31 protein-coding genes, 2 pseudogenes and 1 riboswitch are annotated in these 26,992 nt (G+C 38.3%); of the genes and pseudogenes, 18 read left to right on the top strand and 15 right to left on the bottom strand.

Translation table 11 applies throughout. The features are described from left to right. Positions 1 to 42 precede the first annotated feature (42 nt). On the bottom strand, positions 43 to 408 hold the full coding sequence (locus LAV82_RS08930) for a MerR family transcriptional regulator (protein WP_499715913.1): 366 nt from the start codon (positions 406 to 408) through the stop codon (positions 43 to 45). Positions 409 to 634: 226 nt separating this feature from the next. Beyond that, the gene (locus tag LAV82_RS08925; protein ID WP_013055895.1) at positions 635 to 835 is read right to left on the bottom strand and encodes a hypothetical protein; all 201 of its coding nucleotides are present in this window, start codon (positions 833 to 835) and stop codon (positions 635 to 637) included. 147 nt (positions 836 to 982) lie between these two features. Between LAV82_RS08925 and gloA2 the strand changes: the two genes are divergently transcribed. Together gloA2 and LAV82_RS08915 are read left to right on the top strand one after the other, a co-directional pair. Then, a complete protein-coding gene (gloA2, locus tag LAV82_RS08920; RefSeq protein ID WP_211078209.1) occupies positions 983 to 1,381 on the top strand; it encodes an SMU1112c/YaeR family gloxylase I-like metalloprotein in 399 nt (132 codons plus the stop codon). Between the two features lie 5 nt (positions 1,382 to 1,386). Continuing rightward, positions 1,387 to 2,253, top strand: a complete 867-nt coding sequence (locus tag LAV82_RS08915) for a gamma-glutamylcyclotransferase family protein (RefSeq protein ID WP_211078208.1) — start codon at positions 1,387 to 1,389, stop codon at positions 2,251 to 2,253. Positions 2,254 to 2,397: 144 nt separating this feature from the next. Here LAV82_RS08915 and LAV82_RS08910 read toward each other — a convergent pair whose 3' ends face one another. Then, positions 2,398 to 3,273, bottom strand: a complete 876-nt coding sequence (locus LAV82_RS08910) for an aldose 1-epimerase family protein (RefSeq protein WP_499715912.1) — start codon at positions 3,271 to 3,273, stop codon at positions 2,398 to 2,400. 140 nt (positions 3,274 to 3,413) lie between these two features. Here LAV82_RS08910 and LAV82_RS08905 point away from each other — a divergent pair, with 140 nt between their 5' ends. Next, on the top strand, positions 3,414 to 3,860 hold the full coding sequence (locus tag LAV82_RS08905) for a YndM family protein (protein WP_016763336.1): 447 nt from the start codon (positions 3,414 to 3,416) through the stop codon (positions 3,858 to 3,860). Between the two features lie 35 nt (positions 3,861 to 3,895). On the opposite strand, the gene lepB is transcribed toward LAV82_RS08905, so the two are convergent. The 3 genes from lepB to LAV82_RS08890 form a co-directional block, all read right to left on the bottom strand. Next, positions 3,896 to 4,447, bottom strand: coding sequence for a signal peptidase I (gene lepB / locus LAV82_RS08900; RefSeq protein WP_013055900.1), 552 nt, complete (start codon positions 4,445 to 4,447; stop codon positions 3,896 to 3,898). Positions 4,448 to 4,637: 190 nt separating this feature from the next. Continuing rightward, complete coding sequence (locus LAV82_RS08895) at positions 4,638 to 4,973, bottom strand: LapA family protein (protein ID WP_013055901.1); 336 nt, start codon at positions 4,971 to 4,973, stop codon at positions 4,638 to 4,640. Positions 4,974 to 5,367: 394 nt separating this feature from the next. Then, the gene (locus LAV82_RS08890; protein WP_013055902.1) at positions 5,368 to 5,706 is read right to left on the bottom strand and encodes a YmaF family protein; all 339 of its coding nucleotides are present in this window, start codon (positions 5,704 to 5,706) and stop codon (positions 5,368 to 5,370) included. 253 nt (positions 5,707 to 5,959) lie between these two features. On the opposite strand from LAV82_RS08890, the pseudogene LAV82_RS08885 reads away from it, so the two are divergent. Then, positions 5,960 to 6,373 (top strand): annotated as a pseudogene (locus tag LAV82_RS08885) (DUF1259 domain-containing protein). 212 nt (positions 6,374 to 6,585) lie between these two features. On the opposite strand, the gene LAV82_RS08880 reads toward LAV82_RS08885, so the two are convergent. Continuing rightward, positions 6,586 to 7,338 carry a M48 family metallopeptidase gene (locus LAV82_RS08880; RefSeq protein WP_211078206.1) on the bottom strand — a complete coding sequence of 251 codons (753 nt, stop codon included), beginning with the start codon at positions 7,336 to 7,338 and terminating at the stop codon, positions 6,586 to 6,588. Between the two features lie 231 nt (positions 7,339 to 7,569). On the opposite strand from LAV82_RS08880, the gene LAV82_RS08875 reads away from it, so the two are divergent. The 5 genes from LAV82_RS08875 (at position 7,570) to LAV82_RS08855 (ending at position 13,643) form a co-directional block, all read left to right on the top strand. Next, positions 7,570 to 8,844, top strand: coding sequence for a methyl-accepting chemotaxis protein (locus LAV82_RS08875; protein WP_499715910.1), 1,275 nt, complete (start codon positions 7,570 to 7,572; stop codon positions 8,842 to 8,844). A gap of 532 nt (positions 8,845 to 9,376) precedes the next feature. Continuing rightward, complete coding sequence (locus tag LAV82_RS08870; protein ID WP_499715909.1) at positions 9,377 to 9,883, top strand: GNAT family N-acetyltransferase; 507 nt, start codon at positions 9,377 to 9,379, stop codon at positions 9,881 to 9,883. Positions 9,884 to 9,930: 47 nt separating this feature from the next. Beyond that, entirely contained in the window at positions 9,931 to 11,085 is a 1,155-nt protein-coding gene (locus tag LAV82_RS08865; protein ID WP_499715908.1) for a M20 peptidase aminoacylase family protein, read from the top strand. Between the two features lie 63 nt (positions 11,086 to 11,148). Further along, positions 11,149 to 11,250: riboswitch (SAM riboswitch) on the top strand. Positions 11,251 to 11,317: 67 nt separating this feature from the next. Then, positions 11,318 to 11,560: a hypothetical protein gene (locus LAV82_RS08860; protein WP_028414204.1), complete on the top strand. Its 243-nt coding sequence runs from the start codon at positions 11,318 to 11,320 to the stop codon at positions 11,558 to 11,560. A gap of 469 nt (positions 11,561 to 12,029) precedes the next feature. Next, a complete protein-coding gene (locus LAV82_RS08855; RefSeq protein WP_499715907.1) occupies positions 12,030 to 13,643 on the top strand; it encodes a M20/M25/M40 family metallo-hydrolase in 1,614 nt (537 codons plus the stop codon). Positions 13,644 to 13,661: 18 nt separating this feature from the next. Here the strand turns inward: LAV82_RS08855 and LAV82_RS08850 are convergent, their stop codons facing one another. Both LAV82_RS08850 and LAV82_RS08845 read right to left on the bottom strand, forming a co-directional pair. Continuing rightward, positions 13,662 to 14,459, bottom strand: coding sequence for a VOC family protein (locus tag LAV82_RS08850; RefSeq protein WP_211078201.1), 798 nt, complete (start codon positions 14,457 to 14,459; stop codon positions 13,662 to 13,664). Positions 14,460 to 14,606: 147 nt separating this feature from the next. Further along, the gene (locus LAV82_RS08845; RefSeq protein WP_499715906.1) at positions 14,607 to 15,008 is read right to left on the bottom strand and encodes a CotG/ExsB N-terminal domain-containing protein; all 402 of its coding nucleotides are present in this window, start codon (positions 15,006 to 15,008) and stop codon (positions 14,607 to 14,609) included. A 113-nt stretch (positions 15,009 to 15,121) separates the two neighbouring features. Between LAV82_RS08845 and LAV82_RS08840 the strand changes: the two genes are divergently transcribed. Continuing rightward, positions 15,122 to 15,568, top strand: coding sequence for a GNAT family N-acetyltransferase (locus LAV82_RS08840; protein WP_053486997.1), 447 nt, complete (start codon positions 15,122 to 15,124; stop codon positions 15,566 to 15,568). On the opposite strand, the gene LAV82_RS08835 is transcribed toward LAV82_RS08840, so the two are convergent. Beyond that, positions 15,496 to 15,783, bottom strand: a complete 288-nt coding sequence (locus LAV82_RS08835) for a hypothetical protein (RefSeq protein ID WP_499715904.1) — start codon at positions 15,781 to 15,783, stop codon at positions 15,496 to 15,498. The genes LAV82_RS08840 and LAV82_RS08835 overlap by 73 nt on opposite strands. A gap of 59 nt (positions 15,784 to 15,842) precedes the next feature. Then, positions 15,843 to 17,012: an MFS transporter gene (locus LAV82_RS08830; RefSeq protein ID WP_013055914.1), complete on the bottom strand. Its 1,170-nt coding sequence runs from the start codon at positions 17,010 to 17,012 to the stop codon at positions 15,843 to 15,845. Positions 17,013 to 17,186: 174 nt separating this feature from the next. Between LAV82_RS08830 and LAV82_RS08825 the strand changes: the two genes are divergently transcribed. Then, the gene (locus LAV82_RS08825) at positions 17,187 to 17,381 is read left to right on the top strand and encodes a hypothetical protein (RefSeq protein WP_013082184.1); all 195 of its coding nucleotides are present in this window, start codon (positions 17,187 to 17,189) and stop codon (positions 17,379 to 17,381) included. Between the two features lie 31 nt (positions 17,382 to 17,412). Here the strand turns inward: LAV82_RS08825 and LAV82_RS08820 are convergent, their stop codons facing one another. From LAV82_RS08820 to LAV82_RS08810, 3 genes are all read right to left on the bottom strand, one after another. After that, entirely contained in the window at positions 17,413 to 18,714 is a 1,302-nt protein-coding gene (locus tag LAV82_RS08820; RefSeq protein WP_013055916.1) for an NCS2 family permease, read from the bottom strand. A gap of 219 nt (positions 18,715 to 18,933) precedes the next feature. Then, complete coding sequence (locus LAV82_RS08815) at positions 18,934 to 19,884, bottom strand: sensor histidine kinase (protein WP_211078197.1); 951 nt, start codon at positions 19,882 to 19,884, stop codon at positions 18,934 to 18,936. A 17-nt stretch (positions 19,885 to 19,901) separates the two neighbouring features. Continuing rightward, on the bottom strand, positions 19,902 to 20,600 hold the full coding sequence (locus LAV82_RS08810; RefSeq protein WP_499715902.1) for a LytR/AlgR family response regulator transcription factor: 699 nt from the start codon (positions 20,598 to 20,600) through the stop codon (positions 19,902 to 19,904). Positions 20,601 to 20,775: 175 nt separating this feature from the next. Between LAV82_RS08810 and LAV82_RS08805 the strand changes: the two genes are divergently transcribed. From LAV82_RS08805 to msrB, 7 genes and pseudogenes are all read left to right on the top strand, one after another. Next, positions 20,776 to 21,513, top strand: coding sequence for an ABC transporter ATP-binding protein (locus LAV82_RS08805; RefSeq protein WP_013055919.1), 738 nt, complete (start codon positions 20,776 to 20,778; stop codon positions 21,511 to 21,513). Position 21,514: 1 nt separating this feature from the next. Then, on the top strand, positions 21,515 to 22,681 hold the full coding sequence (locus tag LAV82_RS08800; RefSeq protein ID WP_053487001.1) for an ABC transporter permease: 1,167 nt from the start codon (positions 21,515 to 21,517) through the stop codon (positions 22,679 to 22,681). Between the two features lie 318 nt (positions 22,682 to 22,999). Beyond that, positions 23,000 to 23,446, top strand: a complete 447-nt coding sequence (locus LAV82_RS08795; protein WP_236658123.1) for an aminoglycoside phosphotransferase family protein — start codon at positions 23,000 to 23,002, stop codon at positions 23,444 to 23,446. Positions 23,447 to 23,583: 137 nt separating this feature from the next. Continuing rightward, positions 23,584 to 24,084: a MerR family transcriptional regulator gene (locus tag LAV82_RS08790; RefSeq protein WP_013055922.1), complete on the top strand. Its 501-nt coding sequence runs from the start codon at positions 23,584 to 23,586 to the stop codon at positions 24,082 to 24,084. 202 nt (positions 24,085 to 24,286) lie between these two features. Next, complete coding sequence (locus LAV82_RS08785; RefSeq protein ID WP_013082191.1) at positions 24,287 to 24,715, top strand: MarR family winged helix-turn-helix transcriptional regulator; 429 nt, start codon at positions 24,287 to 24,289, stop codon at positions 24,713 to 24,715. Between the two features lie 135 nt (positions 24,716 to 24,850). Next, positions 24,851 to 25,390, top strand: a pseudogene (msrA, locus tag LAV82_RS08780) (peptide-methionine (S)-S-oxide reductase MsrA); the annotation flags it as partial. Continuing rightward, positions 25,376 to 25,831 (top strand): peptide-methionine (R)-S-oxide reductase MsrB, encoded by a 456-nt coding sequence (gene msrB, locus LAV82_RS08775; protein ID WP_499716131.1) that lies wholly within the window; start codon positions 25,376 to 25,378, stop codon positions 25,829 to 25,831. The pseudogene msrA and the gene msrB, both read left to right, overlap by 15 nt. A 25-nt stretch (positions 25,832 to 25,856) precedes the next feature. On the opposite strand, the gene LAV82_RS08770 is transcribed toward msrB, so the two are convergent. Continuing rightward, entirely contained in the window at positions 25,857 to 26,981 is a 1,125-nt protein-coding gene (locus tag LAV82_RS08770; protein ID WP_075420698.1) for a GerAB/ArcD/ProY family transporter, read from the bottom strand. Positions 26,982 to 26,992: the final 11 nt, after the last annotated feature.

The following is a 26,992-nucleotide window of genomic DNA, read 5'->3' as shown; positions in this document are numbered from 1 at the left end:
TAGTGCTATAAAGTAAGTAAACACCTCCTGTAAATAATAAATTTACGACAGCAGCAGCAGTAAAGAGTGCAAAAGAGTGACGCTTTCTGGTGAGAGCCGATTCATCATTACTTTTCGATCTTGTTCATTAAGCTTTTCCATAAGCGGTGCAACTTCTTTTAAACTGTCGTTTAGTACGTAAAATTTGGATGCTAATTCGTCTTTGGAGTGGCTATTCTCGGATTGCTCTATAGAAAATAGAGAAGAAATCTCTTCAAGAGAACGGCCTTCGCTTTTTAATTTTTCAATTAAGTAAAGACGTTTCAGCGCTTCTTCGTTATAAAAGCGATAGTTAGAAGCAGAGCGTTCTGCTTTTAACAACCCAATGTTGGTATAATAGTCAACCGTGCGTTTCGTTACATGTGCCATCTCTGCAAGTTCGCCAATTTTGTATGTCGCAACCCCATCAGAATACCACCTCCTTTAACTATGTCAACCATCACGTGATGGTTTTCAGCTACGTAACTATTTATCTTTTATCCTATCGTAATTAAGTATACGCGCGTAAGATCAAAAAGTTTCATTTTTTTATTAGCATTCAGTATATCTTAAAATAAGGTAGTTTGACAAAGATTTTATAAAAAACTCGCTTATATTAAGCGAGTTTTTTAGTAGGATGACGTACGATAATGTGCATGCGTTCATACACATATTGAATACGTTCAGTATATTCTATGAACTCAGGGCTCATTGGAGATAGCTGATCAGCAATACGGTGCATAATAGCAGCTTCTTCTTTTAACGAATCTAAATTTTGAGTTCGGTCAACTCTTGCTTTAAATGTTAACGAAATCATGTTATTCACCTCGTTGTTATGTTACTTGTTATGAGGCGCTATGTCCGTGACTTTTATCACTCTAGTCAAAGGTGATAACGTAATTATTTGATGTTTGCCGGCATTTTGTGTAGGATGATTAGAAAAGGGTTTTTATGGGAGAATGAAATGAATTTAAAACGAATGCACCACGTAGCCATTATAGGAAGTAATTATGAACGTTCAAAAACTTTTTATGTAAATGTGTTAGGATGCAAGATTATAGAAGAAACATATAGAAAAGAAAGAGATTCATATAAGCTAGATTTAGAAGTAGCTCCTGGCTATCAAATTGAGTTGTTCTCGTTTCCAAATCCGCCACAACGTCCTTCAAGACCTGAAGCGTGCGGCTTACGCCATTTAGCTTTTGCGGTTGAAAGCGTAGCGGATTCCAAGCGTGAACTAGAGCAGCAAGGGATTGATGTGGAACCTATTAGGGTAGATGAACTAACGGGAAAAAAATTCACTTTTTTTGCTGATCCGGACGGGTTACCGCTAGAGCTTTATGAAGAGAAAGAGGGGGAATAAGGAGTATGTGCAATTATTTATTTGTATACGGAACGCTTCTTGAAGGAGAAGGTAATCACGGATTGCTGCATCATGCGCGCCCTATTGCCAAGCAGGCAAAAACGAAAGGGAAATTATATGACACAAAGCAAGGCTATCCTATGCTTGATATCGACAGTGAACATATTGTGTACGGAGAAGTATATGAAGTGACCGATCAGCTTATGTGGAAGGCTCTTGATGAATTAGAAGGATACATTCATGAAGGTCATAAAGACAATGAATATGATAAAGTTGTGCAAACGGTTGAAACGGACCAAGGTGAATTTGAAGCCGTTGTTTATGTGGCAAGCGATCGTTCGCTGCTGCACGAATTTATCCCGAGCGGAAACTGGCGCGTGTGGAAAGAAGATTTATTAGAAGGTATGCTGTATTTTGCTTACGGTTCATGTATGGATAACGATCGTTTTATTAAGCACGGGGTGGATCAGCATTTCCAAGACTGTCTCGGCAGAGCTGTTTTTAAAGGCTATACGCTTCGATATAACCACGTTATTCATGACGGAGGACGTGCAGACATGGTTGAAGAAGGCGGAGTCGTTGAAGGCAAACTATACCGCGTGCCGCCTGAAGCCATTGCGTACCTGTATGGCAGAGAAGGCGTAGATAATAACGGTTATCGTCCTGCTATTATTTCTGTCGAGCATGAAGGTAAGATGGTGGATCATGTTCTTACTTTTTTTGTGTTAAATAAAGAAAAAGAAGTCGCACCTCCGGATCACTATTCGACTGAAATTATTCGAGGAGCAACAGGTGTACTCAGCGAAGAATACGTTCAGAAGCTAATAGAGCAAGTCCATGCGCTAAAAAATAGTGATGTTGTAAATAACTAATATAAAAAGAAGCAGAGAAAAAAGTAGTTTAGTTTAAGAAAGCTCCGCACGAGTAATCGTTTGGAGCTTTTCATTATTATGGTGAACGAAGATCTATTTAACTGCTTCTAGCTGTTGATTGGATTGATTTTGTTATGTGTTGCATTAGCTAAAGGAAACAGAGAACTCTGTTTGAAATACACCGTCTTTTGATAAACGGTTGATGCCTAATTTTTCTTTGAAATTTCCGTTGTGATCATACGTATCTGCAATTCCAAACCAAGGTTCGATGCAAAGAAAAGGAGCGATTGTATGATTTTCTGCATCATACTTTGACCAAATACCGACATACGGGAAATCATTGAACTGAACGTTAATTTGATTTTCATTAACCGTCGATTTAATCGTAATTCCGTCAATATCACTAAAAATTAACGCATCATTTGCAAATAAATCTGCGCTTAGCGGCAGCTGGTGCAAATTTTCTGCAGCCCCTTTTTCATGAATAAGAGCGTCTTTTAATACAAATTCCTTTGGCGTAGTTTCAGAAGGCTCTATTTCTAAAAAGTAATCAGAAATCTGCTCGTTTTCACGTAACGGAATACGAAAAGCAGGGTGGGCTCCAATTGAAAAATACATATCGCCTTTATCTTCATTTACTACTTTCCACTGAAACGTTAATCGGTTGTTTTCCAGACGATAGCTGATTTCAACTGAACATTCAAACGGATATACGTCTTTAAAGCGGCCATTTGTAGCAAATTGCAGCCGTGCTGTTTCGTTTGTTTGTTCGATCACGCTGAAAGTAGAATCACGTAAAAAACCGTGCTGAGGCAAAGAGTATACGCGCTGATCAACGGTATACTGATCATTTTTTAATCGGCCTACAATCGGAAACAATAAGGGCGATACTCGTCCCCAATAAGCGGGGTCGCCGCTCCACATAAACTGCAGGTCTTTTTCTTTATGAAATACTTCTACAACTTCCGCCCCTTTTTCTTGAATGTTGACTTTCATTTCGTTGTTTTCTAGTACAATCATTACAACATCTCCTAAATTATTCTTGTACGCTAGAGCAGTCTCAAACGTACTGGCTTTGCTTATATTATACCCTTCTTGGCAAAAAAGGTATTAATTTCCCTATTTTTGTTCAAATTAAATAGAAAAAGGAGGGTTCAAATATGAATCATGCAACATTATTGCTCATTAAATTTGCAGCGGCACTTATTGCGTTTGGTATAGGCCTTGATTTGTTTTTTGATGCAACCATCGGAGACATTATTTCCTTTAGCTTGCTAACGACAGTTGTGACATATTTAGTAGTGGATCGAATTGTACTGCCTCGAGTGGGCAACCGTGATGCCATTATTGTTGAATTTGTTCTAACCTATATGAGCGTATGGATTTTTGGCACATTGTTATTAGACAGCTACGTTCAAATTGCTTGGGGAAGTATTATTTCTGCAGCTATTATTACATTCGCTGAGGTTTTTGTTCACCGCTACTTATTCAACCATATTGAAACGAAACATACAGCAAGAACGCGTCCCGCTTTTAAGCGAAAACTAGCATATGACACAGAATTTGCTGAAGAACAGCATGTAGAAAACAAGGAAAATCCAAAATAAAAAGAAAGCTCACTTTCGAGCTTTCTTTTTTTGTGTTAATGCATAAAAGTCATTTCCTTTAAAGGCCAGTATTTCATATTGACTTCTCCCATGATCGAAGAAATCGGAGTGAGGCCGAAATGCCTGCCATCTCGGCTAATGCGTCTGTTGTCACCTAGCACTAATACGTATCCATCCGGTATCGTGCCGTCTGGAGACAGTTCGTAAGTTGAAAAGTTTTCAGTAAATCGCTCGTAAGCGGGTACTTTGGATAAATATTTATGAAGATGCGGCTCTTTTTTGACTTTGTTATTTATATACAGAACATCATCTTTGTATTCCACCGTTTCTCCTGGTAAGCCCACAATACGCTTTACTAGAAAATCACTGCTATAGGGAGCTTGTAAAACGACAATGTCAAAGCGCTCCAGCTTGCTGTGTTTGTTAATAATAATTCGATTGCCTTCGTGTAAAATAGGCTTCATCGAATCGCCTTTTACAGTGTAGGGCTGAAACCAATAGTGCTGAACAACAACAGAAAGCAAAACGGTGCCGAGGATGACGCTTGTGTATGTAAGAATTTCACGCTTTATTTTTTTATTGACCATAATGGATGAACACCTTCTTAACGGTAAGACTGTCAATTTAAGTTTTTCATAGAGATATAACAGTGTTGATTGTACCACTCAGAACTAAAGTTTTCCATATCTATCTGTTTATGCGTGTATGCCAAAAATATGCGTGAGGGAACAAAAAATGAAAAAAGCCGTTATTCTAGAGAATAACGGCTCTTCTTTATTATAACTGAGCGCGCTCAGTTCGAGTAGCTGGTTGATTTGGTTCTTCTTCCACAACAGGCTCAACAGGCTTATGCTGCTTGATGTCTTCTTCAAGTTCAGCAATTCGCTTGTTTTTCTGCTTCACTTGTCCTCTTAGTTGAACAATTTTTACAAAGCTCAATGAAGCAGCAACAACTCCTCCAAACACGGCCGTTGTTAAGATAATTAAAATAAGAGGCCATTTTTGTGAACCAAATACATAGTTAAATTGTACCGGATCGTTGTTAATTACCGCTAAAACAGCAATGATAAGAGCAAATATAAGTCCTAAAATAAAAAAGCTCTGTCCTTTCATAAGCTGCACTTCCTTTCTTTACATGGTCATTACAACTTTTATAGCGTGACCACTCATCTTAAGTGTTTGCTATCTTGCTTATAGGTATACGTATCCACATTTAAACAAAATCAAACATTTTCTTGATTATATATATCTTTCTTTTAAAACACAATATATCGATTGGTGTAGAAACTTTGACATGTGCAAAGACCTGGTATGTCGAATTTTTGGAATAAAGAGCTCGCGTATCCTTTTTTGCTTAAGCAGAGGGAGAGACTTGCATTTAACTCATATATGTACAAAGAGACCTTTATCTATTAAAGGTCTCACTTTTAATAAAGGGGTATATAAACACAAGATATAAATCAGTACAGAAGCTGAGACTTTGTCTTAAGTGCATTAAATTATTTCATTATCTATCGCCCGGAGCAGGGTGGTCTACACCTTTGACATGATGTCGATGCTGGTTGTCTTCGCTGGTATAAAAGTCATAATAGTGAACGTGCATACCGTTGCCAATGGGAATAGCGGGACCAGAGTAGGCTTTGTAATGATGTGTATGTCCGTCTTCAAAAACAACATAGCCTTCTGTATAGTGAATGTGGCTTCCATCCTCGCTTTGAATTGGAGGAGACGTTACATCGAGGCACTGATGGACATGTCCTGACGCAACAGAAGTGTAGTCCACTGAGCCATGATTATGATGAGGAACAAACCCTGAAATAAAATCATCTTTGCCTATTTTTTTCATTTTACTTCCCCCTACAAATTCAATTTAAAAAAACTGTTTAAGTAAATTCTTTAAATGAGCATCTGAATTTCTCTTTTTAGTTAAATTCAAAAATACATGCTATTGATATGAACAAAGAAAAATAAATATGACTTTTGATAATCAGGATTTATAAAATGGGTAGTTTTCCTATGTGTTTGCCGTTTCTACTTGATAACTTTCACATATATTTATTAAGGAAGGACAAGTTATTATAAGAGAGGAAGTCAGCATAATGAGTTGGGAAAATAAAAAGAGTCTATGTCAGGATCAGGAGTTTGCGAGAATTCTAGGTGGATAAGGCAGTTTAGATGAAAATAGCGTTTGTTTGGTACAAAAGTTTCGGACGATTCGTTTTAAAATTTTAGGGCGTCCAACACGCTCTCCATTAGTTACTCCTCAATTTTTCACTTTTGAAGATTTAGATAGCAAAGGAAGAGCGCTAAATCTAGGTGAAACCGTGCTTTTGCAAGAAGAGGTAAATCCATTATTAACGGAGCTTAGAAAAAGAGATATTAAGGTTACGGCCGTTCACAACCATTGGCTATTTGAAGAGCCGAGAGCAATGTATATGCATTTTGAATCCGTAGAGCCACCGTTAGATTTTGCACGAAAAGTAAGAGAAGCGTTTAGAGTATTAAAAGGATAGAAAGCAGTTTTTTATAGAATCAGTTTAGTCTTACTTACTGCTTTTAAAATTAGATTAATAAAACTTTAAACATGTATATTATATATTTGTTTATAAACTGCTCTTGAATGAACCTATCAGGTTAACTAATTTTTGAGCAGTGAGATTATTCGAGTACTTCTATCCAAATAAAAAAAGCACGCGTTCGCCGCGTGCTTTTTTTATGTATAAACTTAAAATGCGTTTAGGGTGTTATCGCTTAACCACTGTTTGCGTTCAGCTGCATCTTCGAATAACTCATCTGCATTTGTAAATTGAGAAGCAATGACATATTCAATTGTTGCAAGAGGAGCTTTTAGCAAACGCCAGTTTAATACGATTGTATTATCTTGAGTCGTAGCGTATTCTTCACCTAACTCGTCCCACTTAACAGATTCAGGAGCATTGTCTGCTGCTTTTTTAACAGATTTCAAAGCTTCTTGGAATTTTTCACCTGCGCGGCCTTGGTACCATTCTGTTAATAGTTGTTCAATACCTTCATTTGTTTGCTGCTCGTTCCAGCTTTGAGGTACTGTAGCAATGAATTTTGCACGGAATGTCATTTCAGCCTTTGCTACATCTCCACGAACGATGTTTAAGCGGTATTGACGTCCTAGGTAAGGGAATTTGTCTCCCTCTTCAAAAGAACCAGTTTTAGCTGCAGAAGCTGCTGCTTTAGGAGCCTCTTTTTTAGCTGTTTCTTTTTTTACTGCTTCTTTCTTTGGAGCAGCTGGCTTTTCCTCAGCTGGCTGTGAACCGTTTAGTTGTTTTAAAATCCATGTTGCTTTGCGTGCGATGATTGAACGCACATTGTTTTCATTAAGACCTCTTGGGATAATAACTTTTACCCCTTCTTTGTCACAAATTTGCACCGTGATATCGGTTCTATTTGGAACGACTTCAATTTTGTAGTCAATTGTTTGATTGCCTGTTTGATACGTATACATAAAATTTTTCGTACTCCTTTCTACAAATCTTCATTTTATAAGCAAAGGTAGAGTTTGGTCAAATGAAAGAATAATCAGACAGTTATCAACTGCTGTTGCAGCGCCTTGCAGAATGATATGTATTCCAATATTTAGTGGAAAAGCGCTAATAATAATTGTTTCAATTCTTCTTTAGTTTTTACAAAAAAATATAAAAATATGCCGATACTACTAATATAGATTAGACATTCTATGTCTTTAGATTGTATAGGGGATGAAAAAATGAAAAAAGCTTTTCAAAGTTTACGCATGAAAATGCTATGTATGATTGCAGCCATGGTGGCCATAACATCTACTGTAATTGAAGTAACAAATTATTATCTTATTGTGAAACAAGAGCAAGCAGCTTCGATTACGCTAGTGATTACATTTCTGTTTGTTTCTTTTACAACTACCGTGTTCTATTTTATCATACGTCGCTACATAATTGCGGTTGAAAATTTATCAAAAACAATGAAAGGGATTTCAAACGGTGATTTATCTGTAGATGTTGTTCCTTTGAAAGGGAAAAATGAGATTAGTACACTCATATCTTCATTTAATGAAATGATGACTCACATGAGAATGCTGCGTCAGAAAATAAGTAAAACAAAGAGCACGGTCAGTCATTCCTCAGAGCAATTGCTTATAAGCATGGAGGAAACAAAAACAGCTGTGACAGAAGTTACGATGTCTATTCAAGAAATTGCAGCGGGTTCTGATAAGCAGTTGCTAAATGTGGTTGAAACCGAGCAAGCTATGGGGGATATGGCCAAGCTGCTTCAGAAAATGACTGATCATTCTTCAAAGGTACAACAATCGATGAACAGAGCCTCTGAACATGCTTCCACTGGAAATGTTTCGGTGAAAGAGGTGACGAACCAAATGAATAAAATCTATGAATCAGTTAAGATATCCACCAGTGAAGTAAAGGGACTCGAAGATCGTTCTACAGAGATTGGACGAATTATTGACACGATTACAAGAATTGCTGAACAAACAAATCTTCTTGCACTTAATGCTGCTATTGAAGCTGCAAGAGCTGGGGAACATGGAAAAGGTTTTGCTGTAGTAGCAGGGGAAGTACGTAAGCTAGCGGAAGAATCTAAAACGTCCGCTATACAAATCAGTCATCTGTTAAAAGAAATTGAAGCCCAGGCAAAGCAGGCTTATCAAAACATGGAAGTCAATACAGAAGAAGTCACACTTGGTATTGCCACTGTCGAAGATGTAACTGAACAATTTTCCACAATCATGGAGGATGTCTTTGCTGCTCAAGAACAAATGAACAAAATGACAAAGGCAACAGGAGAGATTGATGGGTATTCTTTCAAGGTAATGGAGTCTGTCATGGGCCTTTCAGAGGTTGCTAAACAAGCAGCTGCTTATGCTGAAGAAGTAGCTGCGGCTTCACAGGAGGAGTTAGCATCTATAGAAGAACTTGTGGTGCTGGCAGCTACTTTAAAAGCTACGGTAAGTGAGTCCTGAAGTCGATCTTGTTATATACGTAATGAGGCTGTGAAAAAAGTATTTTCGTTGAAGGAAGGTCCGAACGATGAATCGAGCTTCTTGATTGAGAATCCAACTTCGTTCAGATCTTTTCATGGTTATCTATCTTGGGCATAGGTTTCATGTATGTAGGTGCTTCTAACTGTTGGTTGGAGGGCAAGATGAAGACTCCTGCGGGAATGCGGAAGAGGTGGGACCCCACAGGAGCATAAATGACGAGGAGGCTCAGCCGCCGCCCGCGGAAAGCGAAGTCTTGCACTGAAATCAACAGCGGTGTAACAAGCAGTCCAGCTCATGTATCCCATTTGTTCGTCTTCAGCTTGGAGTGATTTAGTTATGTATCAATCTCTTTTGTTTTATTTATACCCTTTATAGAAAACGATAAATAGAATTGACACGTTATAAAAGCAGTTGTATAGTGAGTACGCAAGGCGGCAGTCTGTCTTTTTTAATTCTTAGTAAACTTATAAGTTAAATAAAATATTTAAACACTACATAAGGAGGCGAAGAGATGAAAAATGAATTCCGTTTGGCAACAACTGACGACGCAGATAACTTATTGAACTTAACTCTACAAGCATATAAGCCTATTCGAGAGCGAGGCATTCCTTTCTTAGCAGCTACTGCTGATCTTACCCTTGTTAAGAAAAATATTTCTCAAAACCTTTGCTATGTATATGAAGAAGATAAAAGAATCGCTGCAACTGTATCTATACGAATGCCTTGGGGAGAACATCCAGGTCCGTTTGCTGTTCCGCATCTTTGGTGGTTTGCAGTGGACCCGTCGTTTGCCAGGAAAGGCGTTGGTTCTAAGCTGCTGCATCTAGTAGAGGAAGAGGTAATAAAAAATACGTTTAAATCACCAGGTGTGTCTTTAGGAACAGCAAAAGAACATCCTTGGTTAGTTGAGATGTATGAACGAAAAGGATATGTTCAAGCTAAAGAAAAGCACCTTGCAGAAGGTTATACGACCGTATTTCTTTATAAAAAATTCAATGAGGTACACTATTTGTCGTAAAAGATAGAGAAGTGATCCAAATTAAGAAATGTGAAAGAGTGATAAATATGACCGATCAATTACTACTAAACGAGCTAATAGACATACGCCGTGAGCTGCACCGGTTTCCAGAACTTTCAATGAAAGAATATGAAACAACTAAACGTATTAAAAAGTGGTTAAAACACTATGATATTTCTATAGTGGATGAATTCCAATTAGACGTAGGAGCAGTAGCAGAAATTGTGGGAGGAAAGCCGGGACCTATTATCGCTATTCGAGCTGATATTGATGCGCTGCCAATTGAAGAAAAAACCAATCTGCCATTTGCTTCTGAAGTGAACGGTGTTATGCACGCATGCGGCCATGATTTTCATACGGCTTCTATAATCGGAGCAGCTATCCTTCTTAAAGAGCGTCAGCAGGAGCTTTGCGGTACGGTTCGATTTATCTTTCAGCCAGCCGAAGAAACGGCTTCTGGGGCAAAAATGCTAGTTGAAAAAGGTGTGCTCGAAGGAGTGGAAGCGATATTTGGGATGCATAACAAACCGGATCTTCCTGTAGGAACCATTGGTATCAAACCGGGACCTTTAATGGCAAGTGTTGATCGTTTTGAAATTGACGTCAAAGGAGTAGGAGGTCACGCGGGTATTCCTGAAAAAACAATAGATCCGATTGCTGCTGCTGGTCAAATTGTTACTAGTTTACAAACCATTGTCAGCCGTAATCTCAGCCCCTTTCAAAATGTTGTTGTCAGCATAACTCAAATCCATGGAGGGAGCTCGTGGAACGTCATTCCTGACAAAGTAACGCTTGAAGGAACTGTGCGTACCTTTCAAGAAGAAGCGAGAGAAAAAATACCGGCTCTTATGAAACGAACTGTTGAAGGGATTGGCGCAGCTTTCGGGGCTTCAGTAGACGTTAAATGGTATCCATATCTTCCTGTAGTAAACAATGATGATACGCTGGAAAAACTAGTTACTAAAGCGGCAGAGGATCTTAGTTATCAAGTCGTAGAAGCTGAACAATCGCCTGGAGGAGAAGATTTTGCCGTATATCAGCAGCATGTACCAGGATTTTTTGTATGGATGGGTACAGCTGGAGAATATGAATGGCACCATCCTTCTTTTTCATTAAAGGAAGAGGCATTACTTGTAGCAGCTTCTTATTTTGCTAATCTAAGCTTTCATTTTTTGAATTCATTCCATTGCCGAAAAAATTAAAATATTTTTATTTTTCTATTTACGGGGATGGAATTGTTTGATAAAATAAATTTTAAATTAAAAAAGTTATCACGAGTGGACGAGAGATCTGGCTCTTTGACTCCACAGCAACCTACGAATGTAAGGTGCTCCTACCAGCAAAGCATGTGCTTTGGGTGATAAAACGGGTGAAAAACTCATTTTGCATCAAAGCAAAATGAGTTTTTTTATTTTTCTAAAAGGAGAGGGTTTTATGAGTCATACAGCAGTTGCAGCACATACAGGAGAGAAAGCATTAAAGGAAGCAGTGAAATTATTAGGAAAGCATTATCAAGTAGCTTATCGGGAATTAGAAACATTTTATGAAATTGTGGTCGAAAACCATGTTCGTACATATGCTGTAGGCATAGATATTAAAGATGTACAAAAAGCAAATGAACTAGAAATTTATTCATCATGCTGTTCCAAGCTTGAGCGAGTAGGCTGTCTTTTATAGAAGAAGTCTGCTCGCGCCTCTATTTTTTAAGTATTTTTAAATAGAAAGCATGGTTTTTGACAAGCAAAGAATCTGGTGGGTATAATCAATACTCAATAGGTTTTAAAATTAATCATAAATTGTCGAAATTTTTACACAAATTAAAGGTTACATTCGAAATGAATTGTGGTATGTTATAAAACAAGAATATTTTATGAAAGGAGCATTGAAATGGAAATGTCTCTTGAACATGGAAACGATGCAGGAAGCGAACAGCTTATTGATCGTATCCTAGATTTTTTAGAAGATGACGAAAAGTAAAAAAAGAGTGTGCGGTGCTATCCCTAGCCGCGCACTCTTTTTTTATCATGTGCGTAAAGGCAGCGCCATACTATGATACATAGGGATAGAATGAAAGAGTCTCTGTCAAAGGGATTGACGAATGGTTTTGTTTGATAGAAAATTTAGAAAAAGGAAAGAGATGAAGGGTATGTCGAACAAAACATCTTTGTATCAAACAAAAGAACAGTTAAAAAAACTTGTAAGCGAATTGGTTTCTATACCTAGCGTGACAGGAACGATGGCAGAAGTGGAAATGGCTGAAGCGATAGCATCTTATTTATTGAAGCTGCCTTACTTTCAAAAAAACGAGCAAGTCGAGCTTCATTCAACAGGAGACGGGCGATCGATTGTTACAGCTTTTGTTCAAGGGAAAAATACGAATAAAACAGTTGTACTAGTAAGTCATTACGATGTAGTGGATGTACAAGATTATGGACAGTGGAAAAAGGATGCTTTTCACGCTGATACATTAACGAGTACTTTTTATAGCCATATGGAACAAGTTCCGGCGCACGTACAAAAGGATATGATAAAAGGAGACTGGCTTTTTGGCAGAGGAACGATGGACATGAAAGCAGGCATTGCCCTGCATATCAGTATGGTTGAACGAGCATGCAACGGAGAGTTTGACGGAAACATCCTGCTGCTGTCGGTGCCGGATGAAGAAGTAAATTCGCTTGGGATGAGAAAAGCAGTGCCTGTTCTTTTAGAACTTGCCCGCAAACATCAGCTGGATTTTTCTCTCATGCTAAATGCAGAACCAGTGTTCAGCCGCTACCCTGGAGATCAAACGAACTATGTGTACTCAGGGTCGATTGGGAAGATCATGCCAAGCTTTTTGTGTTATGGAAAAGAAACTCATGTAGGGGAACCGCTAGCTGGTTTAAATGCTAATTTAATAGCTTCTTATTTAACAAAAGAAATAGAATTAAACGTTGATTTTTGCGAAAAAGTAAGAGAAGAAACGAGTCCGCCTCCTACGGTGCTGATACAAAAAGATTTAAAAGAAGAGTATTCAGTTCAAGTTCCGCACTCTGCGGTTGTATTATTTAATTTATTTATGTTAAACCGCTCTCTTAAAGAAGTAACAGATCTGCTGTTGAAATCGGCTGACAAAGCGGCTTTGAATGTGAAAAAACACTATAATAAAGCCGCTAGGCAGTACGCTGCGGGAATGGAGGGTTCATCTCTTGACGTGAACGTATGGACGTATGAAGAACTTTATACTCTTGCAGTCAAACAGCACGGTGAAAAATATGTGCAAGAAATGGAAGCAGCACTTTTGGCACAAGAGGATGATGACAGAAATAAAACCATTAAATTAGTAAACTCTTTAGCTGGTTTATGTAAAGAAGCAGCTCCGGCGATGGTCTTATTTTTTACGCCGCCTTTTTATCCGGCCGTTTGTTCACATGATGATCCGTTTGTACAAGAGATTTTGTCAAACGTACAGGCAATTGCCAAAGAGCAATTCCAAGTGGAGCTAGTTGAACAAAGTTATTTTGGCGGAATTTCGGATTTAAGCTATGCCAGCCTGCAGCATCCGCTCCATACATTTAACACGTTGGTAGCAAATATGCCGCTATGGAATAAAGGGTATCATATCCCGCTAGAAGAGCTAGAGGAGCTGAAGATGCCGGTGCTGAACATTGGACCGCTGGGAAGAGATGCGCATCAATGGACCGAAAGATTAGACGTTCAGTATTCCTTTGAAATTTTGCCTCATTTCATTTATCAAGCTATAAAGGAAGCACACAAATAAACATCCGTCCGCGGATGTTTATTTGTTGAATTTAAAAGAAGCTCCTTGTACGGTAATTTGTTGCGGTGTTAGAGCGTGATCTAATTCAACCAAAAATGGACGCTCTCCAACTTTTTTTAATGTATCATGGACAACACCTTGTGTTCCGCTGCAAAAAATAAGGTTTCCTCCATTGACATATAGTTTTTGACAACGTGCATCAAGTAAAGAGTCTTTGTAGCTTTCAGCAGACTGAATGTCCAGCAGTTTCGTCCACTTGCTGATGGATTCTTCGAGGTTATGTACAGCACAGTAAATATTTTTCAGCTGCAGCTGACCAGCTTGGTGAGAAGAAAGAGCCGCTAGCTTTGGCTTGCGTTTTTCTTCTGGTTCACCCCATTCAATAAAAAAAGGAAGAGGCAGGGAATCGTGGTCAGCTTCAATAAAACACATTTTCCATTGAAGTCTTTCTCCATCATTGGTTTGACGAGAACCCGCTACAGGACCTTTTACAGTGACATTCTTGCTTTCTAGCTCTTTTATTAGCAAATCCATATCATCTGTACGGAATGCAAATCGACCAAAATGACCAACCGGTGTATGTTCGTTAACAAGTTGCTGAATAAGGTCATTATCTGTAACAGTTTGAGCTAACGCGATATCTCTAAGCCCAATCCATTCAATATAGCTGAGGTTAAAATAAGCCAACGTGTTAAAAGTGCCCCATTTTTCATGGATGCCGCCTTTAACGACATTTATTCCGTATTCGTTTAGTTCTTTCTGAGCTTTAATAGGATCAGGTGAAAAATGAACAAGATGATCAAAAGATAAGTGCATGGATAGGCCTCCTTTTAAGAGAGATTCTTTCCCATTATTATACGTTGTTTTCTTTTTTTAGAAGAGTAAAACGAATGATTATATAAAATAAAAATCTTAAAAAAAGCAAGCCGCGTATGTTTTAAACTCGACTTGCTATAGATTTATTTAGCGACGACAGCTATGCCCTTTAAAGCAGCAGCCAAATGATTTATTAAACCATGGATATGAGCAGCAAGGTGAACCGCAGCGACAGCGGCGACGGCTAGAACGACGAGTAGAACGGCGAGTAGAACGACGGGTAGAACGGCGAGTAGAACGACGGGTAGAACGGCGAGTAGAACGACGGGTAGAACGGCGAGTAGAACGACGAGTAGAACGGCGGGTAGAACGGCGAGTAGTGCGAGTAGTGCGGCGAGTAGAACGAGTAGAACGGCGAGTAGTGCGGCGAGTAGAACGACGACGAGAGCATCTGTGACGAGCAGTTGGCTCTTGGTACATAAATGTTTCAAGCTCAGTAGAAGCAATCGCTTCTGTTGCTTCTCTAATTCTTTCAGCATTGATATGCATATAAACACCTCCTGGCTAATTCAGTACATAATACAATATGTACAAGGAAGGCGTTTGGATATAGTGAAAACATGGAATTTGTCTAAATTTGTGAAAGAAATGGAGTGGTTTTCATGCTTCAAATCCTCGAACATCAAAGAGTGGATATCGCTCTTCAAATAGTAGCTGTGCAAGTAGAAGCTTATCAAGAAGAAGCAAGGCTCATTGGTTTTTCAGATATTCCTCAGCTTACAGAAAGCAAAGAAGATATTATGAAAAGCAAGGAAGTGTTTATCGGAGAAATGATTGAAGGTAAGCTAGCAGGAGTGCTGTCGTTTGAAAAAGAAAATGAGCGATTAACGATTTGCCGCCTCGTTGTGCGTCCTCGGGACTTTCGAAAGGGAATCGGAAGCCGTCTTTTAACACATGTACTTCAAAGATATTCTGAATGTGAATGTATCGTGTCTACAGCCGAAAAAAATACACCTGCGATTAAGCTATACGAAGCTCATCGGTTTTCAATTATAAAACGTACTGCAGCTGCTGATAATCTTGTGTTAGTAACGATGAAAAGAGGTTGAGACATCGCTAAATTAATCCAAAGACCAACAAATGAGCTACATGCGCTAGTAGGAATCGGCTGCTGATTTTCGTGCAAGACTTCGCTTTCCGCGGGCGGCCGCTGAGCCTCCTCGTCGATTCCGCTTATCCCGCAGGAGTCTCCGCCTTGCTCTCCAATCAACACAGCTAGTATACTCATAACAATAAAAAAATCCGAACGTATTGGATTCTCCATCCAGAATCTCGATTCATCGTTCGGATCTTCTTTCAACTAAAATAATGTTGTCCCAGCCTCTACGATGAGAGTGTTTGCTCAGAATAATCTAGAGCTGTATGGCGCTGAATCAGCAGTAAAGCAGCTAAAGTGACAACTGCTCCGATAATAAAAGGCAGCGTCATATTGAGTTTAAAGGCAAATGCACCAAGCAGAGGGCCAAAAATACGCCCTAAGCTATCCATTGAGGCGGTTAGCCCCGAAGCAGAGCCATATCCTACTTTGGTTCTCATCGTAATTAATGAGAGGACACAAGGACGAATAAGGGCATTTCCTGCTGTAAATATGCACAAAAATAAGGTAGCATTAACGGCACTAGAAGATAACAAAATAGACGTAAATCCTATTGCTGAAACCAATAAGCCAATGGCCATCAGCTTTTTTTCATTTCCTTTTTTAAATCGCTGCAGCACACCGCCTTGAATCAGCGCTTGAGTTAAACCGCTCGCCATAAACATCCATCCGATTGTCGTAGGAGTAGCATTAATTTTCGCTATTTGAAAAAATTGAAAAGTAGCTTCTAAACCAGCGAGCGTAAAAGTCGCTAAAAATGAAAGAACATATAAATACTTCATAGCTCCTTGAAAATCTGACGTGAAGTCATGCCATCTCGATGTCTGTACTTTGGCAGCAGATTCTTTTCGTAAAGATTCTTTTAACGTAAAGAATGAGAACGCTGTCATAATCAGTGACAAGATACCAGAGATAACGAAGGGAACAAACAAGCCGAAAGATGAAAGGACGCCGCCTAATGCCGGTCCAAAAATAAAGCCTAAGCCAATCGACATTCCTAACAGTCCCATTGCTTTCGTGCGGTTTTCTTCATCTGTACTATCAGAAGCATATGCAAAAGCACAAGGAATAACAGCTCCTGCGAACAAACCTCCGATGATGCGCGACGTATACATTAAAGTCAGAGAGTTTTCTGCCACCGAAAAAAGAAAAAAGCTTGCGCTGAAGCCGAGTAAGCCCCAAAGTAATATGGGACGCCGGCCTTTTATATCGGAAAGCTTCCCCCAAAAAGGTGCAGTAATAAAAGATGCGATCGAATAGCTAGCCATTAGTATTCCTAAATTGACCGTGCTTGCACCCGTGGCACGAATAACTTCAGGTACGATGGGGATGATCACTCCAAAGCCGACAAATACCATAAAAATAACAAACATTAACGTTCCAAGCTGTTTGTTCATATGCAATTAAGCCCCTTTCTCTGTAGAACATGCCGTGAGTTTAGTATACCAAATACAAAGAAGTTTTTTACGTATATTTGGTAAAAAGCGTTTTATTTACAAATGGATAACTATGTTAATATTTACCTGTTGTGCTGAGGATGATACAATTAAAAGAAAAAGGACGTGAAGCGATTGCCAATATGGATTGTATTTGCTGGGATCATAGGCGGTCTTTTAGGGTTTGGGGCGCTAGTGGATTATATAGCTAAAAAGAGAAGTATTGAGTTAGATCCAGAAGAAGGAATAAAGAATGCTTCTGATGCAGAACAAATCTATGTGGAAAATTATCTTTATCAAACAAAAGAAAATAACAATCACTTTCAATAAAAAAAGCTTGGAGACGAATCTCCAAGCTTTTTTAATGCGGTAAAAAGATGAGCTGATAGAGAAATAAAACAGCAAAGACATACACAAGCGGATGGACTTGTTTGCCTTTTCCTTTTACCAGCTTCATTAACGGATAAGAAATGAAGCCAAGCGCAATTCCTGTTGCAATACTTGATGTAAGAGGCATCGCTAGAACAACTAAAAAGGCAGGGAACGCTTCATCAAAGTCATTCCAATTAATTTTAGCTACAGCGCCCATCATCAAGCTTCCGACAATAATTAATGCAGGTGAAGTAATAGCTGCTACGCCAGAAACCGAGCTTACAACCGGACTAAAGAACGCTGCAACAATAAATAAAATGGCTACCGTCACACCCGTTAGACCTGTACGTCCGCCTGCTGCTACACCAGATGAAGATTCAACGTAAGCCGTTGTTGGGCTTGTACCAAATAAAGCTCCAATCGTTGTACCAAATGAGTCAGCAAGCAATGCTTGACGTACGCGAGGCATCTTATTACCTTTCATAAGGCCGGCCTGTTGAGCTACTCCTACCATTGTACCTGTTGTATCAAAAATTGTAACAAGTAAGAAAGAAAAAACAACTGTGTACAAATCATGATGAATAACATCTCCAAAAGCAGCAAAAGGATTTGAAATCATTAAGCCGTCTGGAAGGTGAGGAGAAGCAAACAAACCTTTATCAAATGAAAGCTGTCCTCTAAAGAAAGCAATTAATCCCGTAATAATCATACCGAAGAATAAAGCGCCGTTTACATTTAGCGTATATAAAATGATTGTAATCGCAAGTCCAATCAGTGTTAAAACTACTTTTTCAGACTGCAAATCACCAAGTCCAATTAAATTTGATTTATTTGCAACAATAATACCGGCTGAACGAAGCCCGATAAAAGCAATAAATAAACCGATACCAGCACTAATCGCGTGCTTTAAATTGTTTGGAATAGCTTCAATTAATTTTTCACGAAACGATGTTAACGATAGGATGATAAAGATAATACCCGCTACGAATACAGCTGAAAAAGCAGTAGCATAGTCGATGCTTCCATTTGAACCAACAACTAAAGCAGCAAAGTATGCATTCATTCCCATACCGGGAGCAATAGCGATTGGATAGTTAGCTGCAAGAGCCATCCATAGCGTAGCTACGACTGCTGAAATAATAGTAGCTGTAAATACTTGATCAAAAGGAACGCCGGCGCTGGACAAAATAACTGGGTTCACAATGACGATATAAATCATGGTTAAAAACGTTGTAATACCAGCTAAAATCTCCGTTTTAGCATCCGTGTTATATTCTTTTAACTTAAACATAAGTAACCTCCAAAAATAACGAACATTAAAAGCAACATGATATATAATATTCGTTTTTTACTTGAAATGCAATAGATTTGCATATAAAAAATCAAAAACTAAAAAAGTGACGATAAAAGAGCTAAAACAAGTGTGAAATATTTCTTATTTTCGGTGCTTTTTATAGTGTGTGCGTATCGAAGAGGCTCATACGAAAAAAAGCCGCTTGGGCTACAGCGGCTATGTTGCTTGTTTTGAGGCAACGACTATCGGAAATTTTATTTTAATGGAAAGAGTTAAATCGTGATACGTATATTCCAAGCGTCCGTGGTAGTTGGAAACAAGTTCAGAAATGATCCACGTGCCAAGGCCTTCGTGGCGTTCTTTCTTTTCTGTAACATGAAAAGAAGTAAACAAGTGATCTTGACGCTCTCGTGATAAAGGAGCGGTAGAATTGCTGACTTCTACAATGTAAATGCCACTTCGAATCATACTCGAAACAGTTATCTCTTTTTTCTCAGAAGAATGAGCGGCTTCTAAAGCATTATGCAGTAAATTCATGATGAGATTCATTTGGTCAAGGTGCTTTAAAGGCAGCTGTGATAACGGTGAATCTAATTGAACATTCATATGTATTCCCCACGTATGTGCTTGATTCTTGCATTGATGTACAACAGAAGCGACGTGCGAATGTTCACCTTGAATATATGAATGGGTATCATTCAAAGCTTCAACGTAATCTTGAATGTACTCTTGTGCCTGTTGTCTTTGATTTGTTTCTAGAAGATAGGATACGGCACTGACATGTTTGATAAAATCATGTCTTTCAGCCCTTAACGCTTGAAAAAGCTCATTGTTCTTTTGAATTTCACGCGAAGCACTGCTTTCCCGGTTGGTTACAAATATGTATTGTTGATAAGAAGAAAACATGTCGGTCATGTAACCAATCATTGCGATAACGGTTAGGCCAATACTAAAAGGTGAAGATAGGCTAAATAAAAGCAGGAAAAAAGACGTGATTACGATTGCTTTTTTTATATTTATTAAAGGAGCCGTTTGATATTTCTTTCTCCATATAAAAAATGAACCAATTATAAAAGAACTAAGTAGGAGATGTAAACTAACAGGCAGGTCTTTAAAAAAGAGGAGCACGAAAACAGTTAGTAAAACTAGTGTGTAAAATAGTTTCATTTTAGATAGTTCCTCCTTTAAAAGTATTCTTTTTGCAAGATGTCTAAATTTGTTTTCGTGATTAAAGCTGTTTTTTCGGTGCTTTGAAACATCACTGAGTAGGAGTGCTTAGTATACAGGGAGAAATTTTGAATATAGGAAATGTTGACGATAAAAGCTCGATGAGACCTTAGAAAATGACTCGCTGTTAATTCTTTTTCAATTTCGTTTAATGATTGATAGGTACTAAACTCTCCATTTGTCGTTATGATTGTGGTAGAGCGACCCGTTCGTTCTGCAAATATAATATCTTGTTTGTTCAGCACCTGCATTTCGGTTTTTTGTTTTAAAATAAGCTTATCTCTTGTGTCAGTTAATTGTTTTTTTTGATGAAAACGCTGAATGCCTTTTAACAGACGCTCTTTAGAATAAGGCTTCATAATGTAGTCTAAAACGTTGAGTTCAAATGCATGAACGGCAAAGCCGCTGTGCCCAGTGACAAAGATGACTTGAATATCAAGTGCGTAAGCATTGATAAAGTCTGCAAGCTCATAACCTGATAGCTTTGGCATTTCAATATCTGTAATTAATAAATCAATTTCATTTTTTTTAATTTTGTTATAAGCTTCCTCTGCGCTGCTAGTCGAAAAAAGTATGTCTATATCATCTTCTCTTTCTAAAGAAATCCTCAATTTCTCTAAATCATATGAATGATCGTCCACTAATCCTACCTTCATAAATAAAAACCCTCTTTGTTTCATTCTATTGGATATTACCACACTATTTTACCATGATTTGCAAGATAGAAAGGACGTTTCGCGACATAAAAAACCCTCTTTATGACAAGATGGAAGATGCTGTATGAAAAATAAGCTAAGATATAGTCAATCACAGTAAAAGGGGAGAGCGGATATGATTGAAATCAAAGGTGTTACGAAATATTTTAAAGAGAAAAAGCAAACAATTGCAGCTGTTCAAGATATTCATGTAACCATCGCACAAGGAGAAATTGTAGGGCTATTAGGTGAAAATGGAGCGGGGAAAACAACTCTTTTACGTATGCTGTCGACTGTACTTGAACCATCGGAAGGTAATATGTTCATTCACGGAATTAACATTCATAAACAGCCCGATAAAATAAAACAAAGAATTGGCGTGCTTTTTGGCGGTGAAACAGGCTTATACGACCGTTTGACCGCTCGTGAAAACTTAGCTTATTTTGCCAAGTTTTATGGCATGAGCAAACATGAAACAAAGATAAGGGTTGAGGAACTGGCCAAACGTTTTGGAATGAAAGACTACTTGGATCGCCGCGTCGGAGGCTTTTCAAAAGGAATGCGTCAAAAAGTAGCCATTGCACGCACTATTCTCCATAACCCGGACGTTATCCTATTTGATGAGCCGACTACAGGATTAGATATTACATCGGCAAACATGTTTCGTGAGCTTATTAAAAGTCTGCAAAGGGAAGGAAAAACGATTATTTTTTCCAGTCACATTATGGAAGAAGTGGAGATGCTGTGTCAGTCTATCATCATGATTCATAAAGGGAAAATGATTTATCAAGGAACAAATGAACAGCTTTATAAAGAAGAGGAAAGCACAGATTTAAACTACATCTTTATGTCGCGTATCGTGAGGGGGGCTTAATATGATTTGGCATATTTATAAAAAAGAGTTAATTGATTGTTTGCGAGATCGTAAAACGATTATCTTTAGCGTGTTGATTCCAATTTTATTAAATGTAGGGATTATCTTTTTTGCCGACAAAATGATGGCTAGGGATCAAACAGATTCCATGTCTGTAGCTGTTACAAAGAATTCTGATGCCAGTGTGATCGACTGGTTAAAAAACGATGACAACATTAAAGTAATTGAAAGTAAAAATCCACTCAGCGCTGTAGAACAAGGGAAAGCGTTAGCGGCGTTAAAGATACCAGGTGATTTTTCTTCAGAAATGCGTAACATGAAATCGCCAGAAGTTACTGTTTATATTGATTCATCCAGTATGAACTCAGGCGCTACGGCGGATTATATACAAAATATATTGAATAAACATCGAGAAGCTATAGTTAATGAACGTTTAGGTCAATTAAATGTCAATAGTCAAACGATTGCTCCGTTTAATGTGGTTGAAAAAGGAGTGTCTAAGGAAGATGATGGCTCTTTAACTATGATTGCGATGTTTGCTCCAATGATTATCATTATGGGCGTTTTAGGTGGTATTCTTCCTTCTGCAAATGATATCTTTGCAGGTGAAAAAGAACGAAAGACGATGGAAGCTTTATTGATGTCTCCTGTCAAAAGAACTCAATTATTGGTTGGGAAATGGCTGACTATCTCTACATTCGGTATCATAAGCGGCCTTTTGTCGACATTGGCCTTTGTTTTGTCTGTGCGTTATTTAACAACGGTATTAAATAATGCACTGCAGCTTAAGGGGCATTTTACAACCTTTATTTTCTCATTTTTAGTTAGTCTTACTTTACTAGCGCTTCTAGGAGCTATGGTATTATGTATTCTTAGCCTTTTAGCAAGTTCGGTCAAAGAAGCGCAAAGCTACACATCCCAGATTATGATGGTAGCGATACTTCCATACTTTTTACTGATGGGAAAGTCCGTACACGAACTGCAGCCAAGCGGATTCTTAATTCCTATTTATAACGTATTTGCACTTATGAAACAGCTTCTCTACGGTGTCTATGACATGCAGAGTCTTGCCTATACAATAGGAAGCTTGTCGGTTTGTACAGTTGTTTTATTTACGATTGGTTATACGATGTTTACCAAAAGCCGCTGGGTGCTTGGTAAAGGGTAAGAGGCTGGGACAAAAGTAGTTTAGTTGAAGGAAGATCCGAACGATGAGTCGAGGTTCTTGATAAAGAATCCAACTCGTTCGGATTTTTTCATTGTTATGATTATCATGTATGTAGATGCTTCTAGCTGTTGATTGGAGGGAAAGACGGAGGCTCACCGGCCGCCCGCGGAAAGCGAAGTCTTGCCCAGAAATCAACAGCGGCGTAACAAGCGATTCATAATATCCCATTTATCGGTCTCTAGATTGAATTGATTTAATTATGTCTCAGCCTTTTTGTAGGGAAATAGAGCTTAAAAGAGAATGTAGAAAGAAAGGAGAGTGAAACAGTTGTATCCTATTATAGTAGAAGAAATTCCTCATTCGATAAAGAAGTATGTAAAGCAAATCGAAAAAGTAACGTTTCCAAAGCAAGGGTGTACATCGGATGTTGGGATCCTTCATACCCCTAAAGGGAGATATGTTTTAAAGCGGGCAAAAAGGGAAAAGTACAGAAAATGGTTATATAAGGAATATTATGTATTAAAAAATATACAGGCACTGGCGGACTTTCAAAGCCCGAGTGCTTACAAATTCGTTCAAACAGCTGTTATTGACTGGAGCGGAGGAACTTGCGGAGATGCTCGTTATGATATGGCGCTTGCTGTGCGCTTTGAAGACGGAATCTTTACAGGTAAAGAACGCGCGGCTTTTTTTAATGGATACGGCAAGGGGATTTCACAGGGCGAATTTTGTTATTTTGCAGAAGGTTTATACGAGTTTTTCTAAGGAATAATGACATCATTTTCTTCATTTGTTGAACGTCCACTTTCTTTGACGAATTCATACTAGTTTTGTCACGTATGAAGGGATTTAAAGATTTCTCTCGAAATGGCTAGTAAATGAAAAAAATGGAGGGATGGAACATGACGATGAAAACGGTAGATGTGGCAAAGTCGCTGGGAATACATCCAAGTACGGTATTAAAATGGGTCAAAATGGCGGATATCGAGCTAGAGAGAAATGAATCAGGACACTGTGAGTTTACAGAAGAAAATGTTGAAGCACTTAGAAACTTCCAAAAAAACCGCAATCGTCAAGCCGTCGTCAAAGTGGTAGAAAAAGTAGTAGAAAAAGAGGAAGTCGTTATATCTGATGAACGTACGCAAGACATGCAAAAGCAGCTGGATCAGCTTTTTTTAAGGCTGATTGAAAATGAAAAGCGTACAGAAGAAAAAGCGGGAGAAGTAGTTACCTTTCAAATTTTAGAGCATCGTTCAGAAATCGATCGATTAAATAAAGTTATTACGAAATTAGAAAATCGAGTAGTGGAACTTGAAAGTCAGTTGAAAAGTGAAGATAGCTTAAAAGGTAAAAAGCCTGTTCCAAGATGGAGAAGCTTTTTAACCGGTATTTTTAGCTATTAGCAGCGATTTATCATAACGGTAAATCGCTTTTTTTATGGAATTTTATGAAAAATACATCAATTCGTACAGATTTGTGGAAAAAAATCTCAATAATAGTTGACGAAACGCTTAGTAATTTGATAAAACTAATTAAGTTAAGAAAGTGAAATACTTTCGTAAATACATATTCGTTATCATCCGATAGCGTTAAGGAGAGTGACAAGTGAAAAAAAGAGAAGAGCTCGTTCAAGAAATGGAGACGCTGTTTCGCTTTGTGTTCAGACAGCTTCGCCAAGAAATTAATGAAGTATACAATTCAGAGCTATCAACAAATGAATTTATGGTGCTTCGTATGCTGGTTGATTCCGGCAGGCAGCGATCAACTGATTTATCAAAGTATCTTCAGGTTTCAGCAAGCCACATTACGGCGGTAACCGACTTGCTTTTATCAAAAGGCTACATTGCACGCAAACGGTCTGAAAACGATCGGCGTATTATTGATATTGAACTGACCAAGGAAGGACAGGATATTTTTAATGCTATTCAAGAGAAGAAACGAGCCTATTTCCTTGAACGTTTTGAGCACTTTACAGATAAAGAAATTGAAACGGTGAATAAACTGTTTCACAAAATTAAAGGCGATCAAAAATAAAGCGCTTTAAATACGGAAGGATAATCAGTGAGTATGAGCTTCACTGATTATTTTTTTGTTTTAAAACGCAAAGAGTATAAAAGGCAAGTTAGTTGGTGAGAACATAAAATCAGCGTATAATAATAGAAAGAACACATGAAGGAGGTCATCTTTTTGACAGAACAATATGAAGTAGCAACTTTTGCCGGAGGCTGTTTTTGGTGTATGGTGAAGCCATTTGACGAACAGCCAGGCATTATAAAAGTTGTATCTGGCTATACAGGCGGTCACAAAGAGAACCCGACGTACAAAGAAGTATGCTCAGAAACAACGGGCCACTATGAAGCGGTCCAAATTACATTTGACCCAGAAGTTTTTCCATATGAAAAGCTTTTGGAACTATACTGGCCTCAAATTGATCCAACGGATGCAGGCGGACAATTTGCCGATCGAGGCGACTCGTATCGAACAGCTATCTTTTACCACAATGAACATCAAAAAGAACTAGCTGAAGAATCGAAGCAACAATTAGAAGCAAGCGGCCGTTTTTCTGAGCCGATTGCTACACAAATTCTACCGGCAAAACCGTTTTATGAAGCGGAAGAATACCATCAAGGTTACTATAAGAAAAATAAATTCCGCTATGCTATGTATCGACGCGGGTCTGGACGTGATCGTTTTATTAAAGAAAACTGGAAAGACTTTGGACACGATGAGCAGCTGAAAACGACATTAACGCCTATTCAGTATGAAGTTACTCAAAATGACGCAACGGAACCTCCGTTTCGCAATGAATTTTGGGATCATACAGAAGATGGTATTTATGTAGATATCGTATCAGGAGAGCCGTTGTTTAGTTCAACTGATAAATATGATGCCGGATGCGGATGGCCTTCTTTTACAAAAGCGATTAATAAAGATGAAGTAAAAGAAAACATGGACGTTAGTCATAATATGGTTCGTACAGAAGTACGAAGCAAAACGGCTAACTCTCATTTAGGTCATTTATTTGATGATGGTCCGCAAGATGCAGGCGGCTTGCGTTACTGCATCAACTCAGCAGCTCTTCGCTTTGTTCCGAAGGAAGATTTAGAAAAAGAAGGATACGGGGAATACGCTGTTTTATTTAACAAATAAAATAATATGAGAAAAAGAGCGTGATTCAACTTAAAGTTGGCTCACGCTCTTCTTTTTGTGCTTTCTTTTGTTTTATTTTGGCTCGAATGAGGCTATAGAGAAAAAGGAAAGGGATGTAGCCATAAATAAAATAAAAGCCGGTCATGGATAAACGTGTATTAAGCTGATCGATGGTTTCCCGATCATCAAAGAAAATAGAAAAACCAAGAAGGGCAATAAGAACTAATATAAGAAAAATTGTAGGCGGCTTATTAAATGTTTTACTAAATCCACGAATTGTACACCATACGCTGACAGCAATAGTAGGTAGAACAACTAAAAGCCACAGAGCAATTAAAATATATTCAAAACGCTGTAAAAATGGAATTTCAATAATTTTGGCCATTGTTAAAGTCGGCCAGATCGTATGCATTAACTGTCCCTGGCTAAAGTAGGCAAAGGATACTAATGCTGTGCACAAATATAAAAAAGTGCTAAACAAAACGCCAAGCTGCCCCCATTTTTGGCTAGTAGCGCCATTCTTTATAAAAGGATAGAAAAAAAGCACGGATTCAAACCCCAAATTCTCAAAGGTCATCACTTTAGCCGAAATTAAAAATTCCCATATCGTGTGATCAAACAAGGGAAATAAATTGTTAATTTGTCCATACTTTAACGGGTAAATCAAGGCAAGTACGAGCGGCAGGGGAAGCATAACCCCAAAAAAAGCAATTCCAGTAATTACACGAAATCCACCGGAAACTGTATAGTATATAATAGGTAAGTAAACAAGTGATACAACCCATGTTTCCAGCTGTGGAAACATCCATATTTGTAAAATTTCTACGTACGTTCGGTAAATTGTTAACGCAAAGATAAAATAATAAATGGAAGCAGCAAGAGTTAAAGCTCCTCCAAGATATTTACCAAAATACAGCCGGTGAATATCGATAATATCGCTGTTTTCACGAGTTAATATATTAAAAACCATCGCTAATAAAATACAGATGCTAATTGCAGCAAGGATGATGGATATCCAAGCTTCATAACCAGCTCCTTTAATAATAAGACGCTGAAATCCTAGTATCCCAACGCCAATTTGCGTAGAATGCACTAGAAAAAAAAGAAAAGAAGGGGAAACTTGATTTTCTTCTTTAATTGTATTATGCATCTTTTCTTCCT

The organism is Bacillus sp. ILBB4, assembly GCF_035064545.1.
Taxonomy (GTDB): Bacteria; Bacillota; Bacilli; order Bacillales; family Bacillaceae_H; genus Priestia.
The sequence above is the reverse complement of the archived record's forward strand: the minus strand, read 5'-3'. Positions and strand labels throughout refer to the sequence as shown.

What these genes read in the sequence shown, in the direction of transcription:
- LAV82_RS08930 (WP_499715913.1), bottom strand. Translation starts at nt 408, where the DNA reads ATGGCACATGTAACGAAACGCACGGTTGACTATTATACCAACATTGGG.
- LAV82_RS08925 (WP_013055895.1), bottom strand. Translation starts at nt 835, where the DNA reads ATGATTTCGTTAACATTTAAAGCAAGAGTTGACCGAACTCAAAATTTA.
- gloA2 (WP_211078209.1), top strand. Translation starts at nt 983, where the DNA reads ATGAATTTAAAACGAATGCACCACGTAGCCATTATAGGAAGTAATTAT.
- LAV82_RS08915 (WP_211078208.1), top strand. Translation starts at nt 1,387, where the DNA reads ATGTGCAATTATTTATTTGTATACGGAACGCTTCTTGAAGGAGAAGGT.
- LAV82_RS08910 (WP_499715912.1), bottom strand. Translation starts at nt 3,273, where the DNA reads ATGATTGTACTAGAAAACAACGAAATGAAAGTCAACATTCAAGAAAAA.
- LAV82_RS08905 (WP_016763336.1), top strand. Translation starts at nt 3,414, where the DNA reads ATGAATCATGCAACATTATTGCTCATTAAATTTGCAGCGGCACTTATT.
- lepB (WP_013055900.1), bottom strand. Translation starts at nt 4,447, where the DNA reads ATGGTCAATAAAAAAATAAAGCGTGAAATTCTTACATACACAAGCGTC.
- LAV82_RS08895 (WP_013055901.1), bottom strand. Translation starts at nt 4,973, where the DNA reads ATGAAAGGACAGAGCTTTTTTATTTTAGGACTTATATTTGCTCTTATC.
- LAV82_RS08890 (WP_013055902.1), bottom strand. Translation starts at nt 5,706, where the DNA reads ATGAAAAAAATAGGCAAAGATGATTTTATTTCAGGGTTTGTTCCTCAT.
- LAV82_RS08880 (WP_211078206.1), bottom strand. Translation starts at nt 7,338, where the DNA reads ATGTATACGTATCAAACAGGCAATCAAACAATTGACTACAAAATTGAA.
- LAV82_RS08875 (WP_499715910.1), top strand. Translation starts at nt 7,570, where the DNA reads ATGTCTTTAGATTGTATAGGGGATGAAAAAATGAAAAAAGCTTTTCAA.
- LAV82_RS08870 (WP_499715909.1), top strand. Translation starts at nt 9,377, where the DNA reads ATGAAAAATGAATTCCGTTTGGCAACAACTGACGACGCAGATAACTTA.
- LAV82_RS08865 (WP_499715908.1), top strand. Translation starts at nt 9,931, where the DNA reads ATGACCGATCAATTACTACTAAACGAGCTAATAGACATACGCCGTGAG.
- LAV82_RS08860 (WP_028414204.1), top strand. Translation starts at nt 11,318, where the DNA reads ATGAGTCATACAGCAGTTGCAGCACATACAGGAGAGAAAGCATTAAAG.
- LAV82_RS08855 (WP_499715907.1), top strand. Translation starts at nt 12,030, where the DNA reads ATGTCGAACAAAACATCTTTGTATCAAACAAAAGAACAGTTAAAAAAA.
- LAV82_RS08850 (WP_211078201.1), bottom strand. Translation starts at nt 14,459, where the DNA reads ATGCACTTATCTTTTGATCATCTTGTTCATTTTTCACCTGATCCTATT.
- LAV82_RS08845 (WP_499715906.1), bottom strand. Translation starts at nt 15,008, where the DNA reads ATGCATATCAATGCTGAAAGAATTAGAGAAGCAACAGAAGCGATTGCT.
- LAV82_RS08840 (WP_053486997.1), top strand. Translation starts at nt 15,122, where the DNA reads ATGCTTCAAATCCTCGAACATCAAAGAGTGGATATCGCTCTTCAAATA.
- LAV82_RS08835 (WP_499715904.1), bottom strand. Translation starts at nt 15,783, where the DNA reads ATGGAGAATCCAATACGTTCGGATTTTTTTATTGTTATGAGTATACTA.
- LAV82_RS08830 (WP_013055914.1), bottom strand. Translation starts at nt 17,012, where the DNA reads ATGAACAAACAGCTTGGAACGTTAATGTTTGTTATTTTTATGGTATTT.
- LAV82_RS08820 (WP_013055916.1), bottom strand. Translation starts at nt 18,714, where the DNA reads ATGTTTAAGTTAAAAGAATATAACACGGATGCTAAAACGGAGATTTTA.
- LAV82_RS08815 (WP_211078197.1), bottom strand. Translation starts at nt 19,884, where the DNA reads ATGAAACTATTTTACACACTAGTTTTACTAACTGTTTTCGTGCTCCTC.
- LAV82_RS08810 (WP_499715902.1), bottom strand. Translation starts at nt 20,600, where the DNA reads ATGAAGGTAGGATTAGTGGACGATCATTCATATGATTTAGAGAAATTG.
- LAV82_RS08805 (WP_013055919.1), top strand. Translation starts at nt 20,776, where the DNA reads ATGATTGAAATCAAAGGTGTTACGAAATATTTTAAAGAGAAAAAGCAA.
- LAV82_RS08800 (WP_053487001.1), top strand. Translation starts at nt 21,515, where the DNA reads ATGATTTGGCATATTTATAAAAAAGAGTTAATTGATTGTTTGCGAGAT.
- LAV82_RS08790 (WP_013055922.1), top strand. Translation starts at nt 23,584, where the DNA reads ATGACGATGAAAACGGTAGATGTGGCAAAGTCGCTGGGAATACATCCA.
- LAV82_RS08770 (WP_075420698.1), bottom strand. Translation starts at nt 26,981, where the DNA reads ATGCATAATACAATTAAAGAAGAAAATCAAGTTTCCCCTTCTTTTCTT.